This is a genomic window from Anaerolineae bacterium, assembly GCA_013178165.1.
Taxonomy (GTDB): Bacteria; Chloroflexota; Anaerolineae; order Aggregatilineales; family Ch27; genus Ch27.
The window spans coordinates 69,000-92,079 of sequence record JABLXG010000010.1; the positions used below are offsets into that span (position 1 = coordinate 69,000).

The window sequence follows — 23,080 nt, forward strand, 5'->3', positions numbered from 1 at the left end:
AGCGTGAACAATGAGCATCATTAAAGTGTTCTTTATGCGGGAAATCACCCGCCTGCATCGCAATATCGAGGCGCTATCGCGGGGAGTCAACGGCGAATTGCCAGAACTGAACAGCCAGATCGAAGGGCAACAGCAAATGCTGCAGGCAGCCTACCGCTGCCGCCAGTTGCTGCTGGACCTGGCCGAAGAGGCGAGCGACCTGACTGCCCTGCAACTGACCCTGCGGGTGCGCTACGGAGCCGCCATGCGCGCTCACGACCGGATCCGCGCCCGCCAGAACGGGACACCTGCCGCACGCAGCGCCCAGTGGTGGGAGGCACTGGGCGATATGCAGTATTATGCCCACCTGCAGGCCAGCCTGAATGAACTGCTGCGCCAGTATACCGAAGAGGAAATCCAGCAGGAGATCCGCCGGGCGGCCCGCGCCCGCGATCTCTCCTCCACCGCCGAGCATGACGAAATCCTGCACGCTATGGCCAGCGCAGAAGCTTCCGCCGGGAGTAAGCTGGCGCTGGTGCGCCATGATCCCCGCCTGCCCGCGCCGGGCGACGATGATGAACAGATTTCCTGAGCGCAACGGAGGGGATTGGGAATACAGGCAGTAAGAAGTGGGCAGGAGGCCTCCTGGCCTCCTTGCTCGCCTCTGCCCTGCCTCCTGATCTCCCGGCCTCTGTTCTGGCCGCGGATGCTTGCCTTTTGGCCAGCAGCGGGTAGCATTATGGGGCAACGCGCCCCCTGGCGCGCCTGGAATCGCCTATTACGTCGCACGTTGGCTTGTTGAGGAGAGCATTATGACGGCTGAGACACGGCAGCGCAAAGCAGCCCGCGACCTGGAACGTCGGCGGAAGCAGCAGCTTTACCTGCTGATTGCGATCGTCGCAGTGGCGGTTGTGGCGCTGGGAGTAATCGTCCTGACAACGCAGCAACTCACCCAGAGCGCGCAGCAGGCCGCCCAGATCGCGGAGAGCGAGACCTACGCCGGAATCGAGCGTTCGGTGACCGAGGATGACAAGTTTGCGCTGGGCAATCCTGATGCCCCGCTTACCATTGCCGAATACTCATCGTTCAGTTGCGGCCACTGCCTGGGCTTCCATGACAACCAGTTTCCACAACTGCTGGAATACATTCGAGATGGTTCGGTCTACTTCGTGTACGTCCCGGTCGCCTTTGACCAGTACGCCGCTGCTGCTACTGTAGCCGCCTACTGCGCGGGCCAGCAGGACAGGTTCTGGGAGATGCACGACATCCTCTTCGGCTACTTCGCCGAGTTCAGCATCAACGGCTACACCCGGGGCCGCTTTGATGCTGCGGCTAACGCCCTGGGCCTGGATCAGGCAGCCTTTGACACCTGCCTTGAGTCGTCCGAAGCGTCAAACTGGATGTCGGCTTCCACCGACCTGCTCCGCCAGCTGGCCCAGGAGTATCCCGAGGTGACCGGCACGCCAACCCTGACCTTCAACGGCGTCCCGCCGGAGTGGGGTTCGGGCGCGCCGCCCATGGACTTCATCCGTCAGAAGATCGCCGAAGCTGCCGGTTAACGGCCCACCGGGGACGAACCAGCATGATCGTCGTCGATGCGCACCAGGACATCGCCTATAACGCGCTGCAATACGGACGGGACTACACCCGCAGCGCCTGGGCGACCCGTCAACAGGAAGCCGCCGCCGGTCGTTTGTCCGGCGGCCTGGCGGCCAATGGGCTGCCGGATGCCCTGCTGGGGCGTCTGGCAGTCATTTTTGCCACCCTCTTCGCAGAGCCAGACTGGGCGCCCTTTACGGCGGACAAAAAGCTCGGCTACAGCACGCCGGAACAGGCTTACCGCCAGGCCCTGCGCCAGTGGGACTACTATCAGCGGCTGGCTGACGAACACCCGCAAATCGCCCTGATCCGTACACAGGGCGATCTGGACGCCGTGCTGGCAAGCTGGGCGCCGGGGACAACGCTGGCCGATCACAGGGTAGGGCTGGCCCTGCTCATGGAAGGAGCCGACCCGATCCTGGAGCCGCGCCAGGTTGAGGAATGGGTGGAGCGCGGCGTGCGCATCATCGGCCCAGCCTGGTCAGAGACGCGCTACGCGGGCGGCACCGGTCGCCCCGGCCCGTTGACGCCCCTGGGCCGCGAATTGCTGGACACGATGGCCGGCTTCAACCTGATCCTGGACATCAGCCACATGACCGAAGAAGGCCTGCTGGAGGCGCTCGATCGCTATCCGGGGCCGATCATCGCCAGCCACAGCAACCCGGCCACCTTCTGGGATAACCACCGCAACCTGGCCGACCATCACATCCTGCGCCTGGCCGAACGCGACGGTGTGATGGGCGTGGTGCTCTACAACCGCTTTATGAATCCGGCCTGGTATCCTGGCGCCCCCAAGTCCGCAACGCCCCTCCAGCGCGTGGTGGAAGTGATCGATTACGTCTGCCAGTTGACCGGCAGCGCAGCGCATGTGGGCATCGGCACGGACGTCGACGGCGGCTTTGGCGCTGACGAGATGCCTGACGGCATCGACACTGTCACCGACCTGCTGCAGATCGGCGAGGCGCTACAAGCACGGGGCTTCAACCCCTCCGACGTGGAAGCGATTATGGGCGGCAACTTCCTGCGCGTGCTGCGGCGGGCGCTACCCGCCTGAGCATGCAGCAGGGCTGGGGGAAGCCGCGGGGCGCGGGAATCGCTGAAGGCTGAGCGCGCATGGCACAGGTAGGGATCGCAATCAGCACACTGGGGGCGGTGCTGGCGCTGATGGGCATGTTCCCCGGCGTGAGCGGGCTGGACGCCACACCCGGTATTGGCGTGCTGCAGATCGTGGCGATCCTGACCGGCTTTGTCCTGCTGATCGTCGGCGCACTGCTGTACGTCCAGGGCGCGTTTTACCCCGGCGTCAAGCATAACCTGGCCCAGAAGATCGCGGTGCGTCTGAGCGCCACCGGCCTGTTGTTCTCCGCCATTGCCGCGCTGGGCGACCTGCTCGGCTTCGGGTCGCATCCCCCGCAGATCACCGACGGCCCGTTCCTGGGCTACTGGCAGGCGCTGGGCCTGATCGGGGGCTTTCTGATCGCCTCGCTGGGGGTGGTGCTCTTCGCCCTGACCGGGCCGCCGCCGGGGGACAGGCAGGACCGATGAACCGCCCTGGCCCCCTCCGCTGGTTGCGCGATCGCGCTGGCGGTTGGTCCGCCCGGCACTGGCTGGTGATCATTCTGGCCGGCGCGCTGCTGGCCCGGCTGGCCTTTGTGGCCTTTTTCGGCCATACGTTATCCCTGCAGGCCAGCGGCTACGATACCTACGCCGTCAATGTCCTCAGCGGGCACGGCTATACCCGCTTCGACGACCGTCCGGCGGATTCCGATCTGCCGCCGCTGTACGTGTTCACGCTGGTGGCCATCTACAGCACGCTGGGCCGCAGCGCGGTCGCCGTGGCGCTGGCCCAGATTCCGCTCGATCTGGCGACGATCGCGCTGGTTTACGCCATCGGACGGCGGGCCTTCCCCCGGCGGGGGGTGTTCCCTGCGCTGCTGGGGGCGGCCTGCACCGCCTTCTACCCGTACATGCTCTTTCAGGACCTGAGCACCAACGACACGGCCCTGTTCACCCTCTTACTGCTGGCGGGTGTCTACGGCGCTTACCGGGCGGCGGAGGACTCCGCAGCGGTGGGAGTATGGGCGCAGCTGCGCTGGCCGCTGTGGATCGGCATCGCCTACGGACTGGCCGCGCTGACCAAGACGCTGGTTGTGCTGATGCTGCCGCTGCTGGGGGTATGGTGGTGGCGGCGGGTTGGGTTGCGGCGGGCGCTGCTGATCGGCAGCATTGCCGCGCTGACGCTGGCCGCCGTGGTCGCGCCCTGGGTTATCCGCAACACCCGCCTGCACGGGCAACTGGTGCTGATCAGCACCAACGACGGCAGCAACCTGCACCAGGGCAACAATCCGCTGGCCGCCGACTATCTGGCCCGGGGCTGGGATGTGCAGTGGTTGGGCCTGGAAGGGATGCCGGAAGGGCTGAATGAACTGGAACAGGCGGCCTGGCACCGCGACCAGGCCCTGCGCTGGTTGCGGGAGAATCCAGCGGTCTGGCCGCGACACTTCGGCCAGAAGCTGCTGACATTGTGGAACCCCCAGATCACGCCGTATAGCGTCCCGCCGCTGGAGGCCACCAGCGAGGCCGCCTTTGTGGACGAGGCTGTGTACCTGTACGAGACACCAGCCTTCCAGCTGGCGCGAACGGTGCATACCATCTATTACACCCCCCTGCTCCTGCTAGGAATCGCCGGACTGGGGCTGGCGGCGCGGGGACGAGAAGCGATCGGGCCGCTGGTTGCCGTGCTGCTGGCGATCACCCTCGCCTACCTGATTTTCCACCCCTCCACCCGCTACCGGATGCCCGCGGACCCGGCAGTCTTCCTGTTCAGCGGCTACGCCCTGACCCGGCTGGCGACGGCCTGGCGCGAATCAAAAGCCTCCAGCCGCCCCGGCTGGAGGCCGGGATAACGCGGGACAGGCAGCAGACTCAGCCGACGGCCCCCTCATCGTCAACGGGCAGGTCTTCCCGGCGGTCTTCTTGCTCTTCAGCCGGTTCTTCTACTGCTTCAGCTTCCGCCTCGCCCAGGATCAGGGTGGGCGTTTCCTCTTCTTCAGCCGCGCCAGTAGCAGCGGCCTCACGTTCGCGCTCAGCGTCGACCGCCGCCATGAAGTCCGGCTCCTCCAGTGTAATGGCTGGCTCCGGCAGGGGTGGGGTCACCGATACTTCCAGGCGTTCCACAGTGGCTTCGTGGCCGACCATGCTGATCTTGCCATCGATGAAAGCGCCTTCTTCCGTCGTGATGGCGGTAGCATGGATATCGCCCCAGACCCGGCCAGTACGCAGAATCTGCACCTTGTTACCGTGCACGTTGCCGCGTACCGCCCCGGCGATAGAGATGTTGCGGGCGTGAATGTCGGCGGTGATCTTGGCTGTCTCGCCGATCAGGATGTTGCCATCGATCTCCAGCGAGCCTTCCAGGACGCCGTCAAAGCGGGCATTGCCAGAGCCGGTAAAGTCGCCGCTGATCCGGGTACCCGATCCCAGGACGGTTTCGAAGCCGATCGGCTGGCGGGGCGGCGGGGCGGCGGGTTTGCTGGGCGTCGCGGATTTGCTTTCGCTGTCTTCCTGTTGCCTGCGTCCACCAAAAAACGACATGGCTTCTTCTCCTGCCAACATACCTTATCGCCGGGCAGCATACCCATTTTGGCGGGCCGTGTCAACAACAGCGCCATCCCGCCTGCGGAGGCAAACAGCCCTGCGCCCGGTCACAGTTCCTTTGGAGGAGACCACAGAAGGATGACCGGCGCTTCAGCGCGTCTCCTCGCGCTCATCAGCGGCGTCGCTGGAAGGCAGTCCTTCCTCGTAGTAAGCCAGCCCCTCGGCGCGCTTGAGCTTGCGCTTGGGCTTTTCCTCGCTTAGCCCCAGATCAGCTGCTGCTTCATCCTCATCATGCCCTTCGATGAACGGCGGGCGGAAGCGCCAGCCAAACAACATACTCAGGCCGATCACGATCAACAGCAACGGCAGGCTGAACCCCACCGCAAAGAACAGACCCAGGCCGATCATCCACAGCGCGCCCTGCACGCTGTACCACTCGCGGCCCTCAGCCATCCCCCGCGCCAGGCTGCTGGCCCCGATCACAAACAGGATGCCCGGCCAGAAGCCAATGGAGGTGGTGAACAGGATGGCGAGGCCGATCAGGAAGACGCCGCCAGCGATCTGGTCGGCGCGTTCTTTAGTGAGTCGCCTGTTTTCCATATCTCTGCTACCTGCTTTCTTGTCAGGATGTATCCAGCTGTCTGGAATGTTTTACGCTGCACAGCGGGGAAAGTTGCGCGGTGCGGCAGGGCGGGTACGATGAAGGTGTTTTCCGTCCGTCGTGGCTGGTGACGCCCGCCGCACGGCTTTTACCAGGGGGGAATCTCTATGAGGCGCGTGATCCGCCTCCTGCTCATCAGCGGTTTGCTGCTGACCGGATGCGCCGGCCAGCAGCCGCCAGTCATCCCAACGGTGGCCCGACTGCCGACCGTGACCCCGCTCCCGGTGGACCCGGCGACGCCAGCGCCGCCAACCGCCTCACCGTTGCCCGCTGCCCGGATTACAGAGCAGTTCTTCACCCCGACCCCGGCTGAGGAAACCGGAGAGTCTGACGAGTCACTGCCCCCTACACCGACGCCGGATATACTCCCCGCCGACAGCGCGGGCAAGGCAACGCCCGCCCCCTGCAGTGCGGCGGCGCTGGAGGCCCGGTTGAACGCGCTGGACAGGGTCGCGCTCAGCGCGGAACACGAGGTCTACCTGGCCCGCCTGCGGACGGCAGCGCGGGAGGTCGGTGGCTGGAGGCTGGTCGATGAGACTGACCCGCTGGCTGGGACATTCTCCGCTGACGCTTTGCCGCTGGGCAGCCTGCGTTACCAGCGCGGGGATGCTGAGGCGTTGATCCTGGTCACGGCCATGGTTGGCGACCTGCTGGACTATTACAGCGAGTGCATCGCCGAGGAAGCCTACCTGCGCCAGGGGGATATCTCCGAACGGGCAACGGTGACGATCGAGCCACTGCAGATCGGTCGGCGCGCCATCCGCGCTACTATTGCTGAGCCGGTCATCGACCTGAGCGTCACGCCTGCCGCCGGTGAGGTCTCCACACCTACCGGCGAGGTCACCATGACTACCCAGTACCTGGTACTGACGGAGGATGCCCTGATCCAGCTCCTGATTATTCCGGCGCTTGATCAGGCGCTGGGGCGGCCATCGCTCAGCGCAGAAGAAGCAGAGGCGCTTCTGGTCGCGCTGGTTGAGGCGGCCAAGGGCGTGTAGCGGCCTGCTATCAGCGGGGCATCTCGCAGGGGAGGCACACCGGTGAGGGAATCACTTCGTTGTCCAGCCGCCACAACACAACCGAGCCGCCATCTGCTGGCTCGCCGGGGCGGGCGTAGCGGGCTATGACCGCCAGTCCGCCGCCCAGCTCCAGCGGGTTAAAGCCCGGCAGGAGGGTATCTTCCAGCACGTAGACCGGCCCACCTGCCGCCAGCGCCGCCTGTACCGCCGCTGTGCCGGGGTAATCCGGGCATTGCAGGGCATAGCCCGACGCGGCATAGAAGTTGGCCCGGCGGCAGCTATCGCCGAACATGGCGGCGATGATCGGCGCATCTGGCACGCCGACTGTCTGCGGCAGGGCCTGCACCGCCTCTCGCAAGCCAAAGCCAGCACTGTGATCGGTCAGGTACTGGCGGGCCACCGCTGACGGCAGCGGCAGACTCCCCGGATCGCGGTAAGCGATCGCTGCAAACGGGACAAAACCGGCAGCGAGCAGACCGATCAGCAGCAGGCCTGCCATCCAGCGCAGGGCTGCAACTCGCGCTGGCAGGCGACCCAGTAGCGCCCCCCAGCCCGCCCCGGCCAGCGCCAGCGCCGCCGGGACAGCCACGCCGAAGTGACGCGCTTCTACCGTCCGGGCCAGCAGCAGGATGGCCGCCAGCGGCAACAGACCCGCCGCCAGCAACAACGCAGCGCGGCGGCGCATCCCCGCCCGGATGGTCAGCAATCCAGCCAGGCCAATGGCCACAACAGGCCCGGCGATCACGGCCGTCTCCCCGGCGGTTAGCGCGGTCAGCGCGGCCAGGTTCGCGCCTGCGCCGCTGAAAAACGCGCCGGACCCGCCTACCCAGCCCAGTGCGACACCGAATACCGCGCCGCGCCGCAAAACCAGATACAGCAGTGGGACGGCCAGGCAGGCCGCCCCGATGGCAGCGATGATCAGCAGGCTGCTGATTCGCTGGCGCAGGGGCAGGCGCTCCCCCAGCAGAATGACGATCGCGACAGAAAGGGCAAACGGCGCGGCGCTGATCTTGAACAGCCCGGCGGCGGCCAGCACCAGCCCGGTCAGGATGGCATCGCGGAGGCGCCCGGTCACGCTCAGCTGGTACGCGCCCCACAGCGCGACCAGCGCCAGCGCCCCGGCCTGTACATCACTCTGCGCCAGCCTTTCGTAAAAGAACAGGTACGGCGTCAACAGCCACAGGATCCCCGCCAGGAGACCGCCGCTGCGACCCGTCAGGCGGCAGGCCAGCGCATATGCGGCGGCCAGCCCCGGCAGGGCCACCAGGACGGTGGCGATCCGCGCAGCAAAAACCGGCGCATACTGCGGGTAGAACAGGGCGATCAGCCAGTGGTTGATGATCTTGCCATCGGAGATATCCCAGAAGGGGTGGCCGTCCCACACGGCGACGGCCCGTGTCAGGTGCAGGCCCTCGTCGTTATGCAGGGGCAGCGCATCTAAAGCGGCGATCCGCGTCCCCCACAGGGCCAGCAGCAGCACCACAACCGGCCAGTGACGGCGCAGGAGCAGCATGGTCACCTCAGCCGGCGCTGGCGCGCCCCCGCCCGCTGCGACCGCTGCTCGACGGCTTGCGGCCCCGGTAGCTGGTGGCGGTGATGGCGAAGACTACCCCACGCGAGGGATCGCCGATGCGGCTGGCCAGGCGTTCGTCGATCTCGTCCAGCGGGCGGGACATGGTGATCACGGTTGCCAGCCGCGCCCGGTAACGGTAATCGATGATCTGGAAGAGCTTCTCCCGCGCCCAGGGGGAGGCGTTCTCCACCCCCAGATCGTCCAGGACAAGCAGGCCAGCATTGCGCACGTCCTGGAACAGCCGGTCATAGCTGACCGTACTGCTGGGGCTGAAGGTCGCCCGCAGATGATCGAGCAGATCCGGCACGGTGACGAAAACCACGCTCTCGCCATTCGACTGGCGGTGGTTGGCGATAGCTGCAGCCAGGTGCGTCTTGCCACAGCCATACGTGCCGGTCAGGACCAGCCAGCCCTGCGGGTTTTCGGCATAGCGGCGTGCCCACTCAAAGGCCCGACGCAGATTCTCATGATCCTTCTTGGGCAATTCGGGGCGTGGGTCCCAGGTATCAAAGCGCATGTCGCTGTACAGCAGCAGGTTACTCAGGCTGCTTTCCGCTTCGGCTTTATCGGCCCGGCGGTAATCGGGCGCCTGAATCTTGATGCTGCGGGTCAGTTCCTGGTCTACCAGGCGGCTGCGGATGCGCGGCTCGATCTGTTCCAGGTCGATGTTGGTGGTGATGACGGTCGGCAGCCGGTAGCTATAGCGATGGTTGATGATCTGGTAGAGCTTCTCCAGCGCCCAGGGGGTGGGGCTTTCGCTGCCCAGGTCATCCAGGACGAGCAGCGGGATGTTGCAGACCCGCGCGAACAGCTCGTCATATTCGATTTCGCTGGATGGCCCGAAGGTGCTGCGCAGGTGATCGAGCAGGTCGGGCGTGGTCATGAACAGGGTAGCGACACCCGCATCGACGCAGTGGTTGGCAACGGCGGCGGCCAGATGGGTCTTGCCGCAGCCATAGCCGCCCTGCAACAGGAGCCAGCCCTGTGGATCGTCGGCGAAACGCTGGCAGCGATCCCAGGCGCTGCGCAGGCTGCCCATCTGTTCGGGTGTCAGGTTAGGTAACTCGATCTGGAAGTTGGCAAAGGTCTTGTCGGTATAAGCGTCCAGATTGCTCAGGCGACGCAGGTGATGTCGCCGCTGCTCCAGACGGGTCTGTTCCCCGCAGCGCGGGCAGGGGTAGGCTTTGCCGAAGCGGGGATCGCCCACCGGGACATCGTAGCTGATCACGCCAAAGCCGCCGCATAGCGGGCAGGCCGCCGGATCGTCGATGTCCAGCGCCAGCGGGAGCTGGTCGCCGGCGTCAGCTTTCGATGATGTCGGCGTATTTGCCTGAGACAAACCGCTTACGGCTTGCTTCAGAATCTCCGCGAGGGGCCGCGGCCCCCGTTCCTGATCCGTCATCTTTGCCCTCTTTCTCCCACCGTTCCAGGATCGCGCGGATATAGCGCCAGTTGCGGGCGTTGCGGGCGACGGCAATACGCATCGCCTCGGCGATCCATTCGGCGGGGAAGGTCTGTTCGGCGTCGCGCAGTTCATCGGCGATCAGCGGGGTCAGCAGACCGATGTTGGCTTCGTACAGTGCGTAGATGCTGGGCGGCTCCGGCAATAATTCAACCGGGCGATCGGCGTCGCCGGGGCGCCAGTGACCGGCGGCGATCAGCTTCATAGCTGCCCGCCCGTTGGCCGTATTCAGGAAGTAGATCGTCTCCGGACCGCTGGCGCCTTCGACGATGGCCGTCAGCAGCACCTCGCGCTTGATGGCGCGGGCCAGGGCCAGGGCCAGTATCTCCGGGTCGTCCAGCGGGGCCGGGACCTCCGGGACTTCGAAATCGGCGCGGCGCAGATAGCGGTAACGCCCCTCGCGCTGCTCCAGCGCCCAGAAGCAGAACAGGATCAGCTTCAGTTCGGCGGCGGTGTCGATCTTAGGAAGCAGGTCGGTGAAGAAAGCCGCCGGGAGCCGGATCAGGCGGGTTTTGCCGGGTGGGAAGCCGGCGAACTTCTCGGTAGTCATGGCGTCTTCGGGGCCGTCCAGGGTCAGATATCCTTCAGGTTGACGTTCTGCTTGCGGATATTCACGAACTTGGTCAGCTCCTTACGGAACAACAGGGTGATCGTCCCGGTTGGGCCGTTGCGATGCTTGGCGACGATCACATCCGCTTCGCCGGGATGCTCGGTATCTTCATGGTAAACCTCATCGCGGTAGATGAACATGACGATATCGGCGTCCTGCTCAATCGAGTTGTGGACGACGAAGTCCCCGGCGACAAAGCTGTGGTGACCGGGCACAGTCAGGTCAAAGACCTCGGCCTGGCCATCCGGCTCAATGGCGCTGATCGTGTCCCAGGCCACATCAGCACAGACCGGCGCCGCGCCTGCCAGCGCAGGTACGGCCTCCATCACCGGCACGGCCAGCCGTTCCCCCACGCGCAGCGCGTCCAGCCGCTGCCAGCCACCCGGCGTACGGAAGCGATGGTTGGCCGTTGCCCGGATGGCACGCCCCTGTCCGGTGATCAGCCGGTAGACCGGCTTGACGCCGGTGCAAAAGGCCCGGCTGACGATCGCCGGCTCCAGGGCCATCGTCGCCTCGTTGAGGGCCAGCACGGCAAACCCGGCGCGCCCCGCCAGCGCCGCGATCGGGACGGTCTCCCCGCTGGCAGCCAGGATCACGGGTGTCTCCCCGCTCAAACAACCCGATTCACGCAGGTCGGAGAGCTGAGGACGCTTGTCCTGACGCTGTTCCACAGCGCGACTGAGCTGCGCCGCTGACAGCAGCGGGACGTTCAACTCGCGGGCCAGTTCCTTAAGGGCGCGGCTGATGTAGGTGATCTCCTGCACGCGGTTGGTGTCGCGGCCCAGGGAGCGCCCGGCGTTCATCAGTTGCAGGTAATCGACGATGATCAGGTCGAGGCCGTGTTCGCGGTAGAGACGGCGGCACTTGGTGCGCAGTTGCATGGCGCTGAGGGCGGGCGAATCGTCCAGGTAGATGCGCAGGGCGCTCATGTTGCCTGTCGCTTCCACGAAACGTGCCCACTCCGCATCGCCGATCTTGCCCAGGCGCAGGTCCTGAGAACTGATGCCTGTTTCCGTGGCAATCATGCGCTGGACGAGCTGCTCGTTGCTCATCTCCATGCTGAAGATGGCCACCCGGGCCGAACCCTGCCGGGCAGCGTTGAGGGCCAGTGTTAGCAGGAAGGACGTCTTGCCCATGCCGGGCCGCCCCGCCACAATGATCAGGTCGCTTTTCTGCAGCCCACCCAGCAGCTTATCCAGGTCATAGAAACCGGTGGGGACCCCCAGGGACTCGGTTTCGCTTCCGCGCAGGTGCTCGATACGGTCGAAGTACTGGCTGATCGCCACCTGCATGGGCACCAGTTCCTGGTGCAGCCGCCGCTCGGTAACGGTGAAGAGCGCCGATTCCGACTGGTCGATGACCTCGTTGATGTCGCGCTCAGTATCCTGAGCCAGATTAGCGATCTCTCCAGCGGCGCCCAGCAGGCGGCGACGGATCGCGGCGCGCTCGACGATGTGGCCGTAGACCTCGGCGTGCAGGGCGGTTGGCATGGTCGTCGGCAGGTAGTTCAGGTAAGCCTCCCCGCCGATATCTTCCAGACGGCCCTGGGCGCGCAGTTCTTCGGCCAGGGTGCGCACATCGATGGCGTCATCGCGGTCGCTCAGACGCAGCATCGCCTCGTAGATCCAGCCATGGCGGAGGATGAAAAAATCCTCCGGTGTGAGGAAGGTTCGGACCTCGTGCAGGGCTTCCGGATTCATCAGGATTGAGCCGAGGACGGCCTCCTCCGCCTCAACGCTGTGAGGGGCCAGGTCAAGCGTATCGGCGTCGCGAAAGGCCCGCAGCGCCGCAGAGTCGGCGGAAGAATCGGCTGCAGCAGGTGGGTAAGCAGCATCCCGGTCAGTCATAAATAATCCTGTGGTCCCAGCAAGCGGGCAAAAACGGGGCCTTCTCCCTGTAGCAGATGCTGTAGCAGGTGCTGCGGCGAATGCCCCGTGCAGATGCTAATGCGAGGTCCGGGGCCGGTGGCGGCAAATCGCGGCCATCCGCGCCGCCGCCCACCCGGGCGCCAGATCAATCCTCATCCAGATCGTCGAGGTCGAGCGTGTCCACAAAGTCGGCGAAGATATCCAGGTCATCATCGCCGCGCTCCTCCTGAGGAGGCGGTTCAACCTTTTCTTCCGCTTCCGGAATCTCCTCGTCAGGGGTGCTGGCGGCGCGCTCCATCACGCTCTCCGAGACATAGATCGGCACCTCCGCCCGGACGGCCAGGGCGATCGCGTCGCTGGGGCGGCTGTCAATGCGCAACTCGGTGCCGTCGACCTCCACGTGCAACTCGGCGTAGTACACCTCTTCACGCAGGTCGTTGATGACGATGTGCTTGAGCTGGCCGCCCAGCGTTTCCATAACCGTTTTGAGCAGGTCATGGGTCATCGGGCGGGCGATACGGCTGCCGCCCTGCAACGACTGCAGATGGATGGTGATAGCGTCTGCCTCGCACGGGCCGATGAAGATGGTCAGGTAACGTTCGCCGGTGGTGTCCTTCAGAACCACAACCCGGTGCTGGGACATCAAACTGACACGGATGCTATCAATGACAACTTCAACCATAGTTCAACCCTCTTAGCCCGGGACTCTACCCCACCGGCCGGTGATCTTGGGCATTCTTGCGGATCGCCGGCATCTCCACACGAGGGGGTATTTCTGTTGGATGGCGATACCTGTATGCTGCGGATTATAGAATCGGGGACGGGCAAACGCAACCTGCGCTCCCCGGCGACAGGCCAGGGCAGAAGCCCGAAGGCCGGGAAACTAGGAGACCGTCTCCCTAACTGCCTATTCCGACCCGGGCTGATCTTGCCCTGATTTTGTCGGCGGCTGATATTGCGGTATAAACGCCCTTATCTATCCGGTTCTGCAGTGGAGGAGACGACCTTGAGCATCCCTCTCCGGGCGCGGCTGGTCGCCGCGCTCAGCATCCTGATGGGCATCCTCCTGGCGGGTTGCGCTTCAACGCCTGAGGGAATCGCTGTCGGCGCGGCAGCGCCCGATTTCACCCTGCCCGCCGCCGATGGGCGACAGATCGCGCTGGCCGACTACCGGGGCCAGCCTGTCCTGTTGTTCTTTCACATGGCCATCGGCTGACCGCCCTGCATGCAGCAGGTCGTGGACCTGCAAAACGATGCAGCGTTTCAGTCGCTGGGGGTCGCCGTCCTGAGCATCGCCTTTGACAGCGCGGAAGAGCAGGCCGCCGGCGCAGCGGAACTGGGCATCACCGACGTGCCGCTGCTGGTAGACGCCGATCATCGCGTGTCGGAGGCTTATAATGTGTTGCAGTGGGCCGTCCGCACCGGTGAACCGGGCCATACCTTCATCCTCGTGGACGCGGCGGGCAAGATCGCCTGGATCCGCGACTATGGTGCAGCAGAAAACGGCGGCCTGATGTACGTACCGGTGGCTGATCTCAGCGCCCAGATCAGCGCCGCGCTGGGCAGTTAGCAGCCGTCTGAGATGACCGTAGGGGCGCAGCCATATTGCGTCCCTACACAATCCCCCCCCCCCTGCAGTGTCCCAAGCGGGTCTCACGCCCCGGCTACCCCGCCCGGTGATTAACCTCGTTCACAAAGGCCCGCGCCAGGCGCAGGGTCGTCGCCAGCGCGCGCGGATCGTCGGTCAGTGTCGCGTTCCACAGGCTGAACAGAATACCGATCGGCTGGCCTTCGCGGACCACCCGGCGCAACGCCGCCTCCACCATCTCCACCGACGGGCCAGCCGGAGCCGGATAACCCAGGCCGGGCATCTCCGCCGGATCGATCACATCGGTATCCAGATGCACATACAACGGTCTATCCGGCAGGGGAGCTGTCAGCAGTTCCCGGACCTTCAGCAGATGCCTGACCTGGCTGCCGCGCAGGGCGATACTTTCCAGCGGGTCGAGATCGCGCGCGTCGGTCAGGATGACGTCCTGCTCGGCGACAGGCTGCAAATCGAGCGCCCGCAGCAGTCGCAGGTCACCGCGCCCTACCAGCATCGCCAGCGGCATCCCGCCCAGGAAGCCGCTCGGCGTGGTCTGCGGCGTGTTGAAGTCACCGTGCGCATCAAACCAGACAATCGCCGGTGCATGACGCTCCAGGCCCTTCATCGCCCCCAGGCAGCTGACGCAATCGGCGGCGAAGATCAGCGGGATGTCCCCGGCGTGGGCGCTGACCGCTTCCGCCAGCGCGATGTTGACAGCGGCGACCGGATCGATGCCGGAGCTAAAGTCCGGAGTCACATCCACCCAGGGCGCGCCGATTTCCGCCGCGAACCCGCTGGCTTTGATCTGGTTGACTTCCGTACGACCCGCCACCAGCCTGCCGATAAAATGCGGTACCCCGATACAGACATAGCCGGCCATAGTGGTTACTCCTTTGCTAGCGACGATGACAGATGTCTGGCCTCAGACGGGCTGCCCGGCCTCCCGGCGCAGGCGGTGAACGTCCAGCGGCTGGCCTTTGCCCGCGTCCAGGACAAGCGCGATCGCGCCTTCCGGGCATTGCCCTTCACACACGCCGCAGCCCATGCACGCTGACCAGTTGACCTCGGCATGGGCGCTGACGGTGATGGCGTTGAAGGGGCAACTGGCCTCACAGGTGCCGCAGCCCAGGCAGGCTTCAGCGTTGACGCGGGCGACATAACCGGAGGGGATGACCATCGGCACGCCGCGCTCGCGCATGGCCTGGATGCCGCCACAGCAGCATGAGCAGCAGTTGCAAATGGCATAGAAGCGTTCCAGCATGACATCTTTAAAGTAAGCGGCATGGATGTGACCGCGAGCATGCTCGGCATCCAGCAGAGCCAGCGCCTCGGCGGTCGTGATCCGGCGGCTACTGGCCGGGTTGTGCTCTAGGATGAAGTCGACAAACGGCTGGCCGACTACCATACACACCTGCGTCGGCTGGCAGGGATTCTCCACCCCGGCCCGGCACGGGCACTCGTAGACGGCAACCTCCGGCGGGCCGCTGAGGACGATATCCCGTGCCGTGGTATAGGGGATGATCTGCTCCAGCGGCTGCAACGGGACAGGTTGCTCGATGCTGATCAACGCCTTGGCGGCCTCAACCGGCATGATCTTGCCGTGATAGACTGTCGCCCACAGTGGGTTTTCCGGCCCACCATCCCGTACGCGGGGGAAAAGCCAGCGCCGCGACCAGTTGATGTACTGCTCCGACCAGCGCATATAGGCGTAGCCTTCCCAGAACCGCTTGCTGAAGATCTGCCGCCAGCCGCCGAGGGCCTGCAGGTAGGCCCGTGTAGAGGGGCGCAACAGGCGGCCACGCTCCCCGAACAGCCACAGCGCAACCAGGGCGACAACGATGACAACAACGATGATCGCGGCGTAGCCTGCCACCTGCAGCATGACCCGTCCTCCCTCGATGATCAGCCGGACCGATGATTTGCTCCGTATTGTACCGCCGGATAGTTTCGGCGCGACTCCGATACCAGCGGCAAACCTTTGTATCGCCGCGCCGCGACTTGTTGCTGGAAGCGTTTCGCCACTACAATGCCCGCTAAAGGATGGGTGTCGACCATGTGCAGGAGGGGAGGCGCGATGCAGGCTGAACAAAGACTCCGGCTCGGCGTGCTGGGCGGGGCCGGGCTGCTTCTGCTGATCATGCTGGCGGGTTGCCAGCAGGCGCCGGCGTTCATTGCCGCCGACACACGCAACGCCGACTGGACGCCCCAATATGCCGATTTCGCTGGCCTGCCGATGGTCCGGGTGCCAGCGGGGTGTTTTATCATGGGCCGCAATGACGGCCCCACTGAAGAATCCCCGGCGCGGCGGGTATGCCTGACCACCTTCTGGATCGGCCAGACCGAAGTCACCAACGCCCAGTATGCGGCCTGTGTGGAGGCTGAAGCCTGCACCCTGCCCGCCGACCCGGCCCTGTTTGATAATCCCGCCCTGGCCGATCATCCCGTAGTCAACGTGACCTGGGAGCAGGCGGCGGCGTACGCGGCCTGGCGCGGCGGTACGCTGCCGACCGAAGCCCAGTGGGAATATGCCGCCCGCGGACCGCAGGGCTACCCCTACCCCTGGGGCTTCGCTGAGCCAGACTGCAGGCGGGTCAATTACGCCGATTGCGCCGGGCAGACCTTGGCCGTCGGTCCCGATCAGCGCCCGGAGGGGGCTTCGTGGGTTGGCGCGCTGGATATGGGGGGCAATGTCTGGGAATGGACAAGCGACTGGTTTGGCGCCCGATCCTATGTGGACTATGACGATGGCGAAATTGATCCGAAAGGGCCGGGGGAAGGCCAGCTTCGCGTCCTGCGCGGCGGGGCCTGGGGAGAAGCGGCCGATCGTCTGCGGGCCACCTACCGTGCCCGGCACACGCCTAATGCGTGGAATCCCGCACGCGGCTTCAGGATCGTCATCGTGGGCGAACCACCGCCGCCCACCCGATCAGCCGGTTAGACGGTCATCCAGCCGGGCGATGACCTCCGGCGTGAGCATCCAGCGCCAGTACAGGTCAGCCAGCCCAGGGGCCAGCCGCTCCAGCCACTGCGCCGCCGCCGCCCGTGCCCCCATCGCTCCGCCGCCAGCGACAACCGTCCGCCGCCCATAGCGCACCGCGTCAACGGCAGCTCTGGCCGCTGCCTCCGGCGCGGGGTCAGCCAGAGCGCCGGGCGCGCCACCCTCCCCGGCCAGCACCAGCGAGACGCGCACGCCGCGATCATCCACCTCGCGGCGCAGGGCATCGGTAAAAGCGGCCATCCCCGCGCCCAGCCCGCTGGCGACGGCCAGCGCTGGCGTGGGGAAGTTGCCTGCCACGCTGCCCACGTTGACGATGTGCCCGCGCCCCTGGCGGAGCAGAACGGGCAGGCTTTCCTGCGTCAGCCGGGCAGCACGGAAAAGACCGACCTCCGCCGCCGCCCGCAGCGCCGCTGCATCCACGTCAACCGCCAGCCCGCCGGGGCCGCGCCCGGCGATGTTGACCAGCGCATCCAGCCGTCGGAAGCGCGCCAGCGCATCCCGCACCACCTGCTCCGGCGGCGCATCCGGTTCGGCGACAAATACCCGCGCCCCCCTGGCAGCGAAAGCAGCGGCAATGGCCCGCCGGATGGCGGAATCCTCGCCGCTGATGATCACAGTGCGGCCCCGCAACGTCACGACGGGCTGGCGTGCGGCAGGCCGCAGTGCCCACCAGCCCAGCGCCGCGCTGATCAACAGCCACACTATTCGCATGGTCGCTCCCTGTATCGCCTGATCGTCCGCGGTTCCCCGGCAGATCCGCCTCTTATGCCGGATTCCTCGCCCGCAGCAAATGCATATATTCGCTGATGAAGCCGCCTTCCTGCGTTGCCACCAGCGCGCCGGATAGCTTGTGAACAGTCATCTTGCCCGTATGGGCGATCAGGCGGGTAACCTGCTCGCGCATCACGCCCATGAAATCGTCCCAGGCAATGCCCTCCGGCAACAACGGCTCCTGCAGGTCGCGCATGCTCTCCAGGTACGCCAGCACCGGCTCTGGCTCCGGGAACACCAGCATCGAAGGCAGGTCATAGCGGGCCACGGCATAGAAATAGCGGCTCAGAAGTCGCTGGCCGCTTTCCAGCGAGAAGTTGTCCGGAGCGCCTGCCAGCACGCCTGCATCGCTGGTGAAGTCCGTCAGGAGCAGCAGGGCGCGGCGGCAGAGCGTGTCAAGCTCCGGCATATTGTGCGTGCTATTGGTCGCAGCCAGGAGCTGCCCTTCCGGCTTCAGCACGCGCCGGATCTCCCTTAAAGCAGCGTCGGGGTCGGCCACGTGGTAGAGCACGTGGTTGGCCAGCACCACGTCAAAGCTCGCCGCTGGAAAAGGCAACGCCTGCGCATCCAGGTTGACCAGCAGCACCCCGCGAGAAGCGATTTCGGCCTGCTGGCGGCGGATCATGCCCGGCGACAGATCCCCTGCGACCAGCTGTCCCGCCGGGATGCGTGCCTGAACAGGGGCGAAATAGCCGCCCGTCCCCGCCCCCAGGTCGAGCACGCGCTCGTCGCCGCGCCAGGCGGTGCAATCCAGCACCCACTGCGCGAAGTCAATCCGGGGCACGGTATACTGATCATGCGTGCGGCGACGCACTTCCAGCTTTTCGTCGGTGGCATAAGCGCGGCGAACGGAGTCGCGCCGTGCCTCAAGAGATTCGGTGGCCATAACATTCCCTTGCGCCCGGCGTCTGTAATCGCGCCGCCGCGGAGAACCGGTAACAGGTACGGGACCGATGACCCGCCCGGCCCTGATTATACCACCCGCGGACCGCCGCCAGGGTTAGCACAGGGCGGTGCGGTGCGTTCCGCTGAAAGAGAAAGGTGAGCAGGGAACAGGCAGCGGGCAATGAGCCGGCCTTCTGGTCGGGCGCAGCATGCTGCATCCCTGCCCGGCTTCCCGCTCTCTGTCTTGCTGACATCCGGTCAACATTGTTGAATACACACTCCTGCGATAAGCTGGAAGCACGGTCAGCGGCAAAGACGGCAATGGGGTGGTATGGCCGGGGACGTCAAAACCGAACGGCACCCTACCGCCCCGCGCCTGTGCCGCGTCACTGATGCCCGCGAGCGGAACCCGCAGCGGATGACCTGATGAACTTGGAATGCCTGATCACGGTATACTGGCCCGGTTTCAACGGGGTCGGGGGCCAGAACACCCGGCAACTGTGTTCCTTCATCAACACCGATCCTGATTGGAGAGCTTGCCTATGCTAGACATCACCCTCATTCGCGAACGTCCGGAGTGGGTCAAGGCCCAGATCGAAAAGCTCAACGACCCCGAAGCCCTGGCCCGCGTGGACCGCGTCCTGAGTCTTGATCAGCAACGCCGTACCCTGCTGGGACAGGTGGAGGCGCTCAAGGCCGATCGCAACCGGCTCAACAAAGCCTACGGCCCTTTTCGGGGGAGCAGGCAGATCGATGAGGCGACCAAGATCACGACAGCAGCGGAGATTGCGGCGGCGCTGGCCAGCGGCGATACGGCCCGTGCCCTGGCGTTGTTCGCCTCTCCGGTGAGCAGCACCGCTCTGCCTGTGCCGGCTGACCTGAACAGCGCCTTCGCTCAACTGCAGGAAGCGCTGGGCAGCCTGGGCAACCGCGCCGCCGAACTGGATGAACAGGTGCGCGCCGTGGAAACCGAGCTGGATGACCTGATGCTGTGGCTGCCTAACCTGCCCCATGAGTCCGTGCCGGTCGGCCTGAGCGATGCAGACAACGTCCCGCACCCGCTGCACGGGGCGATCCCGGAGTTCGACTTTGAGCCAAAAGCCCACTGGGACCTCGGCCCGGCGCTGAGAATCATCGACTTTGAGCGTGGTGTGAAGCTGGCCGGGACGCGCTTCTACATCCTGGCTGGCATGGGCGCCCGGTTCCACCGCGCCCTGATCAACTGGATGCTGGACTATCACCACGCCCATGGGCGGACGGAGTTGTATACGCCCTTCATGGTCAAAGAAGAATGCATGGTCGGGGCGGGGCAATTCCCCAAGTTCCGGGATGTCGTCTACTACGATCCAGAGGCCGATCTGTACATGCTGCCCACTGCCGAAGTCAGCGTGACCAACATGTACCGCGACGAAATCCTGGAGGAAACCGCCCTGCCGCTGCGCTTCATCGCCCATACACCATGCTTTCGCAAGGAGAAGATGAGCGCCGGGCGCGACGTGCGCGGCATCAAGCGCGTCCACCAGTTCGAGAAGGTGGAGCAGTACAGCTTCACCACGCCGGAAGAGAGCTACGCTGAACTGGAGCGAATCGTTGGAGCGGCGGAGGAGCTATGTGGTCTGCTGGGGCTGCCCTACCGCCGCCTGGAAATTTGCACCGGTGACCTGGGCTTCAGCGCCAGCAAAAAGTACGATGTGGAGGTCTGGGCGGTGGGCAGCCAGGAATGGCTGGAAGTCTCCAGTTGCTCCAACACGGAGGCGTTCCAGGCCCGTCGGGCCAACATCAAGTATCGCCCGGCGAGTGGCGGTAGGCCGCAGTTCGTGCACACCCTCAACGGTTCTGGGCTGGCCCTGCCGCGTATCGTGATCGCCCTGTTGGAGAACAACCAACAGGCCGACGGCTCGGTGGTCATTCCAGAAGTGCTGCGGCCATACCTGGGCGGGCAGGAGGTGATCACGCCCGAAGGGTAACTGCTGATCACTGACCCGATCGTGCGAGCGAGCCACCCAGGGGGAAGGGTGGCTCGCTGGTTGGAGGGGGAGGGATAACGGCGGTTAACGGATGACGCCGTTAATCTCACCAGCGGGATAAGCCAGGGTATGCACGTTGACGTAGGCCCGGCCTTCCTCGATCGCCTGGCGCAGGTCGGCCAGCGTCTTACCGCTCATAATCGGGCCGACCAGGTTGGCGGCGGTTGCTGTGCCCACCCCCAGCGGTCCCTGACTACGCCCAGGGATAAGCTGGGCCGGCGGCTGAGGCGGGTACAGCCAGACAGCAGGCGGGCCAGCCTGACCGGGCGCCGCCGCCACATGGATATGGGCCATGGTGACATCTTCGATGTTGGCGACAATCAGGCGATAGCTGAGGGTTTGCCCATCTGCGCTGAACTGGAAGATCGCCTCGCCCTGGCCGAGGGTAGCGATCCCCTCCGGGCCGGAGAGATGGGCGCGGTAGTTGCGCGGGCCTTCCGCAACCGCTATGCCTACAGCGGCGATCAGGGCCACAATAGCCAGGCCCATCACGAAAACACGCATACGCTTTGACATTCTGAGCTTCCTTTCAAACAAAAGTCTGTTCCAGTAGTTGCGCCGGTGAAACCGCTACGCTACGCGGCTACTGATCAGTACGTCTGTTTTCCACAAATCAGATTTATTCGCTCTGATTTTACTGCAGACAGAACTTTCGCCAGGTAGGCGATTGGACTATGCTGTATCCATAGCCATCTGAGTCTCGATTGCGGAGGTCAGGTTGATGACAACCGAATATCTTCCGCTGGAGCGCCCCGGTGCTAAAGACAGAATCAAGCGTTATATCCCGCGCCGCCTGTGGAAAATGTTACGGCGGAGCAAAAATCGCTCGACAGAGCTGCTGGCCCGGATGTTGATCGGGGTGATAGTGCGGGCCAATGGCCCGGCTGAGACACTATGTGTGCTCTATGATTCTCTGCCTTTCACGCCAGAATTGGTGATTAGGGGATACCTTGATTGCTAGTTGAAGACGTTCATGCTGCACTCGTTAGAATGGTAGTTGCGAAACGACCACTGGACGAGGAGGCAGCATGAACGACACCTACATTGTAACGGTATATGTCGTGCTGGATGATCTGTTGTGCGCTCTGCGGTATAGCGACGACGGGCGCGCGGAACTGAGCGCAGCGGAAATCCTGACAGTGGCAGTGGTAGCGGCCAAGTACTTTCAAAATCATCACGAACGTGCGTTGTATCTGCTGGTCCAATTGGGCTACCTGCGTGCGTTCAGTGTGTCGCGCTTCAACCGGCGGCTGCACGCGTTGAGGGAGTGGCTGTGGCACGTCGCCGGGATCATGGGTGAAGTGTTGGCCAAGGGCAAGGTCTTCATCGTGGATACGCTGCCCATCCCCATCTGCAAACGCGTGCGAGCCAAACGCTGCCGCAAGGTGCAGGGGGCGGCGTATGCCGGGTACTGTGCGGCTAAACAGGAGCACTATTTCGGTTGGCAATTGCACTTGGTCTGCGATGCTGCGGGTGTACCCGTCGTTTTTGAGCTGTTGCCAGCGGCGTGTGATGAGTTGGTCCCGATTCAGGAGTTGTTGGCGGCCTTGCCGGAGGGCAGCCAAGTGGTCGCCGACAAAGGCTATGTCAGCCAGAAAGACGAACTGATCGCCTACTGCTATGGTGGTGTGCGTCTGATCCCCACCTATCGCCGCAACATGCGCGGCAACAGCCAGGAAGATGCCCGCCTGATCCGTCAACACCGCTCGATGATCGAGACGGTCAATAGCCAGTTGGAGAAGATGGGTCTGCAACGCCTTCATGCTCGTACCAATGCTGGTGTTGCCCTGAAGGTCTTGGCCTCGCTCATCGCCTTGGCCTTGACCAACGCTAACTAGCAATCAAGGTGATTAGGGGATATATGCAGGGTATGTTTCCCTCGGCTATCCATACCTCTGGTGTGACACGCTGGCATGATCCTGACCCACGCGGCGTCCTGCCCATTCACGGCTATCATGTTGAAAAAGAACTACAACGTATCATCCGCCAGAATCGATTTGAGATCAGAGTTGATCACGATCTGCCGGGTGTGATGATGGGTTGCGCCACCCCGGCGCCGGGCCGTGAAGACTCCTGGATTGTCCCAGAACGTATTGAGGTCTATGCTCAACTTCAGGAGATGGGAATCGCCCACAGTGTGGAAGCCTATCAGAATGGTGAGCTGGTCGGCGGCGTCTATGGGGTGGCTCTGGGCGGTTATTTTGCTGGAGAAAGCCAGTTTCATGTTGTGCGCAACGCAGGTAAAGTGGCCTTTGTCTATTTGCTGATGATCCTTGAGCAGGGCGGCTTTGTGCTGCATGATGCTTGGTGGGGTTCCAGGCATCTTGAGCAGTTCGGCGGCGCGTACATTCCCCGCGACGAATTCAAACGCCTCCAGGCCAGGGCACTGGTTACGTCAGCAACCTTCGCCCCTCTGGATGGGCCACCAAGTTTTTCATGATCC

The 23,080-nt window shown here is 64.4% G+C and carries 25 protein-coding genes and 1 pseudogene; 13 read left to right on the forward strand and 13 right to left on the reverse strand.

All coding sequences use genetic code 11. The features are described from left to right. The first annotated feature begins 10 nt into the window (after nucleotides 1–10). From HPY64_09085 to HPY64_09105, 5 genes are all read left to right on the forward strand, one after another. Nucleotides 11–571 (forward strand): hypothetical protein, encoded by a 561-nt coding sequence (locus tag HPY64_09085; GenBank protein ID NPV67282.1) that lies wholly within the window; start codon nucleotides 11–13, stop codon nucleotides 569–571. Between the two features lie 220 nt (nucleotides 572–791). Beyond that, nucleotides 792–1,538, forward strand: a complete 747-nt coding sequence (locus HPY64_09090; GenBank protein ID NPV67283.1) for a thioredoxin domain-containing protein — start codon at nucleotides 792–794, stop codon at nucleotides 1,536–1,538. Nucleotides 1,539–1,561: 23 nt separating this feature from the next. Further along, a complete protein-coding gene (locus tag HPY64_09095) occupies nucleotides 1,562–2,632 on the forward strand; it encodes a peptidase M19 (protein NPV67284.1) in 1,071 nt (356 codons plus the stop codon). 59 nt (nucleotides 2,633–2,691) lie between these two features. After that, nucleotides 2,692–3,123: a hypothetical protein gene (locus tag HPY64_09100; GenBank protein NPV67285.1), complete on the forward strand. Its 432-nt coding sequence runs from the start codon at nucleotides 2,692–2,694 to the stop codon at nucleotides 3,121–3,123. After that, nucleotides 3,120–4,484, forward strand: coding sequence for a hypothetical protein (locus tag HPY64_09105; protein NPV67286.1), 1,365 nt, complete (start codon nucleotides 3,120–3,122; stop codon nucleotides 4,482–4,484). The genes HPY64_09100 and HPY64_09105 overlap by 4 nt, the downstream gene beginning before the upstream one ends. Before the next feature lie 19 nt (nucleotides 4,485–4,503). On the opposite strand, the gene HPY64_09110 is transcribed toward HPY64_09105, so the two are convergent. Both HPY64_09110 and HPY64_09115 read right to left on the reverse strand, forming a co-directional pair. Beyond that, entirely contained in the window at nucleotides 4,504–5,172 is a 669-nt protein-coding gene (locus HPY64_09110) for a polymer-forming cytoskeletal protein (GenBank protein NPV67287.1), read from the reverse strand. Between the two features lie 153 nt (nucleotides 5,173–5,325). Next, complete coding sequence (locus tag HPY64_09115; GenBank protein ID NPV67288.1) at nucleotides 5,326–5,775, reverse strand: hypothetical protein; 450 nt, start codon at nucleotides 5,773–5,775, stop codon at nucleotides 5,326–5,328. Nucleotides 5,776–5,943: 168 nt separating this feature from the next. On the opposite strand from HPY64_09115, the gene HPY64_09120 reads away from it, so the two are divergent. Continuing rightward, nucleotides 5,944–6,834, forward strand: coding sequence for a hypothetical protein (locus HPY64_09120; protein NPV67289.1), 891 nt, complete (start codon nucleotides 5,944–5,946; stop codon nucleotides 6,832–6,834). A gap of 10 nt (nucleotides 6,835–6,844) precedes the next feature. On the opposite strand, the gene HPY64_09125 is transcribed toward HPY64_09120, so the two are convergent. The 6 genes and pseudogenes from HPY64_09125 to HPY64_09150 all read right to left on the reverse strand — a co-directional run bounded on the left by HPY64_09125 (nucleotide 6,845) and on the right by HPY64_09150 (nucleotide 13,050). Continuing rightward, a complete protein-coding gene (locus tag HPY64_09125) occupies nucleotides 6,845–8,368 on the reverse strand; it encodes a hypothetical protein (GenBank protein ID NPV67290.1) in 1,524 nt (507 codons plus the stop codon). 7 nt (nucleotides 8,369–8,375) lie between these two features. After that, the gene (locus tag HPY64_09130; GenBank protein NPV67291.1) at nucleotides 8,376–8,945 is read right to left on the reverse strand and encodes an ATP-binding protein; all 570 of its coding nucleotides are present in this window, start codon (nucleotides 8,943–8,945) and stop codon (nucleotides 8,376–8,378) included. Nucleotides 8,946–8,999: 54 nt separating this feature from the next. Next, nucleotides 9,000–9,830 (reverse strand): annotated as a pseudogene (locus HPY64_09135) (ATP-binding protein). Further along, nucleotides 9,730–10,440 carry a DnaD domain protein gene (locus tag HPY64_09140; protein ID NPV67292.1) on the reverse strand — a complete coding sequence of 237 codons (711 nt, stop codon included), beginning with the start codon at nucleotides 10,438–10,440 and terminating at the stop codon, nucleotides 9,730–9,732. Before HPY64_09140 ends, HPY64_09135 begins: the two are co-directional and overlap by 101 nt. 23 nt (nucleotides 10,441–10,463) lie before the next feature. After that, nucleotides 10,464–12,347, reverse strand: a complete 1,884-nt coding sequence (gene dnaB, locus HPY64_09145) for a replicative DNA helicase (protein NPV67293.1) — start codon at nucleotides 12,345–12,347, stop codon at nucleotides 10,464–10,466. A gap of 166 nt (nucleotides 12,348–12,513) precedes the next feature. Beyond that, nucleotides 12,514–13,050, reverse strand: a complete 537-nt coding sequence (locus HPY64_09150; GenBank protein ID NPV67294.1) for a bifunctional nuclease family protein — start codon at nucleotides 13,048–13,050, stop codon at nucleotides 12,514–12,516. Between the two features lie 324 nt (nucleotides 13,051–13,374). On the opposite strand from HPY64_09150, the gene HPY64_09155 reads away from it, so the two are divergent. After that, complete coding sequence (locus tag HPY64_09155; GenBank protein NPV67295.1) at nucleotides 13,375–13,584, forward strand: redoxin domain-containing protein; 210 nt, start codon at nucleotides 13,375–13,377, stop codon at nucleotides 13,582–13,584. Between the two features lie 21 nt (nucleotides 13,585–13,605). Next, nucleotides 13,606–13,938 (forward strand): redoxin domain-containing protein, encoded by a 333-nt coding sequence (locus tag HPY64_09160; protein NPV67296.1) that lies wholly within the window; start codon nucleotides 13,606–13,608, stop codon nucleotides 13,936–13,938. A 94-nt stretch (nucleotides 13,939–14,032) separates the two neighbouring features. Here HPY64_09160 and HPY64_09165 read toward each other — a convergent pair whose 3' ends face one another. Next, the gene (locus HPY64_09165; protein ID NPV67297.1) at nucleotides 14,033–14,836 is read right to left on the reverse strand and encodes an arginase family protein; all 804 of its coding nucleotides are present in this window, start codon (nucleotides 14,834–14,836) and stop codon (nucleotides 14,033–14,035) included. Nucleotides 14,837–14,878: 42 nt separating this feature from the next. Beyond that, nucleotides 14,879–15,838, reverse strand: coding sequence for a 4Fe-4S binding protein (locus HPY64_09170; protein NPV67298.1), 960 nt, complete (start codon nucleotides 15,836–15,838; stop codon nucleotides 14,879–14,881). A 192-nt stretch (nucleotides 15,839–16,030) separates the two neighbouring features. Between HPY64_09170 and HPY64_09175 the strand changes: the two genes are divergently transcribed. Continuing rightward, a complete protein-coding gene (locus HPY64_09175) occupies nucleotides 16,031–16,894 on the forward strand; it encodes a formylglycine-generating enzyme family protein (protein NPV67299.1) in 864 nt (287 codons plus the stop codon). On the opposite strand, the gene HPY64_09180 is transcribed toward HPY64_09175, so the two are convergent. Beyond that, a complete protein-coding gene (locus HPY64_09180; GenBank protein ID NPV67300.1) occupies nucleotides 16,883–17,665 on the reverse strand; it encodes an SDR family NAD(P)-dependent oxidoreductase in 783 nt (260 codons plus the stop codon). The two genes, HPY64_09175 and HPY64_09180, sit on opposite strands and share 12 nt — an antisense overlap. Nucleotides 17,666–17,717: 52 nt before the next feature. Beyond that, the gene (locus tag HPY64_09185) at nucleotides 17,718–18,611 is read right to left on the reverse strand and encodes a class I SAM-dependent methyltransferase (GenBank protein NPV67301.1); all 894 of its coding nucleotides are present in this window, start codon (nucleotides 18,609–18,611) and stop codon (nucleotides 17,718–17,720) included. A 541-nt stretch (nucleotides 18,612–19,152) separates the two neighbouring features. Here HPY64_09185 and serS point away from each other — a divergent pair. After that, nucleotides 19,153–20,577 (forward strand): serine--tRNA ligase, encoded by a 1,425-nt coding sequence (serS, locus tag HPY64_09190; GenBank protein ID NPV67302.1) that lies wholly within the window; start codon nucleotides 19,153–19,155, stop codon nucleotides 20,575–20,577. 84 nt (nucleotides 20,578–20,661) lie between these two features. Here the strand turns inward: serS and HPY64_09195 are convergent, their stop codons facing one another. Continuing rightward, nucleotides 20,662–21,141, reverse strand: a complete 480-nt coding sequence (locus HPY64_09195; GenBank protein NPV67303.1) for a CHRD domain-containing protein — start codon at nucleotides 21,139–21,141, stop codon at nucleotides 20,662–20,664. A gap of 217 nt (nucleotides 21,142–21,358) precedes the next feature. Here HPY64_09195 and HPY64_09200 point away from each other — a divergent pair, with 217 nt between their 5' ends. The 3 genes from HPY64_09200 (at nucleotide 21,359) to HPY64_09210 (ending at nucleotide 23,077) form a co-directional block, all read left to right on the forward strand. Next, the gene (locus HPY64_09200; GenBank protein ID NPV67304.1) at nucleotides 21,359–21,598 is read left to right on the forward strand and encodes a hypothetical protein; all 240 of its coding nucleotides are present in this window, start codon (nucleotides 21,359–21,361) and stop codon (nucleotides 21,596–21,598) included. 67 nt (nucleotides 21,599–21,665) lie between these two features. After that, nucleotides 21,666–22,475: an IS982 family transposase gene (locus HPY64_09205; GenBank protein ID NPV67305.1), complete on the forward strand. Its 810-nt coding sequence runs from the start codon at nucleotides 21,666–21,668 to the stop codon at nucleotides 22,473–22,475. A 23-nt stretch (nucleotides 22,476–22,498) separates the two neighbouring features. Further along, entirely contained in the window at nucleotides 22,499–23,077 is a 579-nt protein-coding gene (locus HPY64_09210) for a leucyl/phenylalanyl-tRNA--protein transferase (GenBank protein NPV67306.1), read from the forward strand. The last annotated feature ends 3 nt before the right edge of the window (nucleotides 23,078–23,080 follow it).

Bases quoted from the DNA above. Each gene is read 5' to 3' on its own strand.
- HPY64_09165 (NPV67297.1), bottom strand. From the start codon at position 14,836: ATGGCCGGCTATGTCTGTATCGGGGTACCGCATTTTATCGGCAGGCTG.
- HPY64_09175 (NPV67299.1), top strand. From the start codon at position 16,031: ATGCAGGCTGAACAAAGACTCCGGCTCGGCGTGCTGGGCGGGGCCGGG.
- HPY64_09185 (NPV67301.1), bottom strand. From the start codon at position 18,611: ATGGCCACCGAATCTCTTGAGGCACGGCGCGACTCCGTTCGCCGCGCT.
- HPY64_09095 (NPV67284.1), top strand. From the start codon at position 1,562: ATGATCGTCGTCGATGCGCACCAGGACATCGCCTATAACGCGCTGCAA.
- HPY64_09210 (NPV67306.1), top strand. From the start codon at position 22,499: ATGCAGGGTATGTTTCCCTCGGCTATCCATACCTCTGGTGTGACACGC.
- HPY64_09085 (NPV67282.1), top strand. From the start codon at position 11: ATGAGCATCATTAAAGTGTTCTTTATGCGGGAAATCACCCGCCTGCAT.
- HPY64_09090 (NPV67283.1), top strand. From the start codon at position 792: ATGACGGCTGAGACACGGCAGCGCAAAGCAGCCCGCGACCTGGAACGT.
- HPY64_09110 (NPV67287.1), bottom strand. From the start codon at position 5,172: ATGTCGTTTTTTGGTGGACGCAGGCAACAGGAAGACAGCGAAAGCAAA.
- HPY64_09170 (NPV67298.1), bottom strand. From the start codon at position 15,838: ATGCTGCAGGTGGCAGGCTACGCCGCGATCATCGTTGTTGTCATCGTT.
- HPY64_09130 (NPV67291.1), bottom strand. From the start codon at position 8,945: ATGCGCTTTGATACCTGGGACCCACGCCCCGAATTGCCCAAGAAGGAT.
- HPY64_09200 (NPV67304.1), top strand. From the start codon at position 21,359: ATGACAACCGAATATCTTCCGCTGGAGCGCCCCGGTGCTAAAGACAGA.
- HPY64_09205 (NPV67305.1), top strand. From the start codon at position 21,666: ATGAACGACACCTACATTGTAACGGTATATGTCGTGCTGGATGATCTG.
- dnaB (NPV67293.1), bottom strand. From the start codon at position 12,347: ATGACTGACCGGGATGCTGCTTACCCACCTGCTGCAGCCGATTCTTCC.
- HPY64_09100 (NPV67285.1), top strand. From the start codon at position 2,692: ATGGCACAGGTAGGGATCGCAATCAGCACACTGGGGGCGGTGCTGGCG.
- HPY64_09120 (NPV67289.1), top strand. From the start codon at position 5,944: ATGAGGCGCGTGATCCGCCTCCTGCTCATCAGCGGTTTGCTGCTGACC.
- HPY64_09105 (NPV67286.1), top strand. From the start codon at position 3,120: ATGAACCGCCCTGGCCCCCTCCGCTGGTTGCGCGATCGCGCTGGCGGT.
- HPY64_09115 (NPV67288.1), bottom strand. From the start codon at position 5,775: ATGGAAAACAGGCGACTCACTAAAGAACGCGCCGACCAGATCGCTGGC.
- HPY64_09125 (NPV67290.1), bottom strand. From the start codon at position 8,368: ATGCTGCTCCTGCGCCGTCACTGGCCGGTTGTGGTGCTGCTGCTGGCC.
- HPY64_09140 (NPV67292.1), bottom strand. From the start codon at position 10,440: ATGACTACCGAGAAGTTCGCCGGCTTCCCACCCGGCAAAACCCGCCTG.
- HPY64_09195 (NPV67303.1), bottom strand. From the start codon at position 21,141: ATGCGTGTTTTCGTGATGGGCCTGGCTATTGTGGCCCTGATCGCCGCT.
- HPY64_09150 (NPV67294.1), bottom strand. From the start codon at position 13,050: ATGGTTGAAGTTGTCATTGATAGCATCCGTGTCAGTTTGATGTCCCAG.
- HPY64_09180 (NPV67300.1), bottom strand. From the start codon at position 17,665: ATGCGAATAGTGTGGCTGTTGATCAGCGCGGCGCTGGGCTGGTGGGCA.
- serS (NPV67302.1), top strand. From the start codon at position 19,153: ATGCTAGACATCACCCTCATTCGCGAACGTCCGGAGTGGGTCAAGGCC.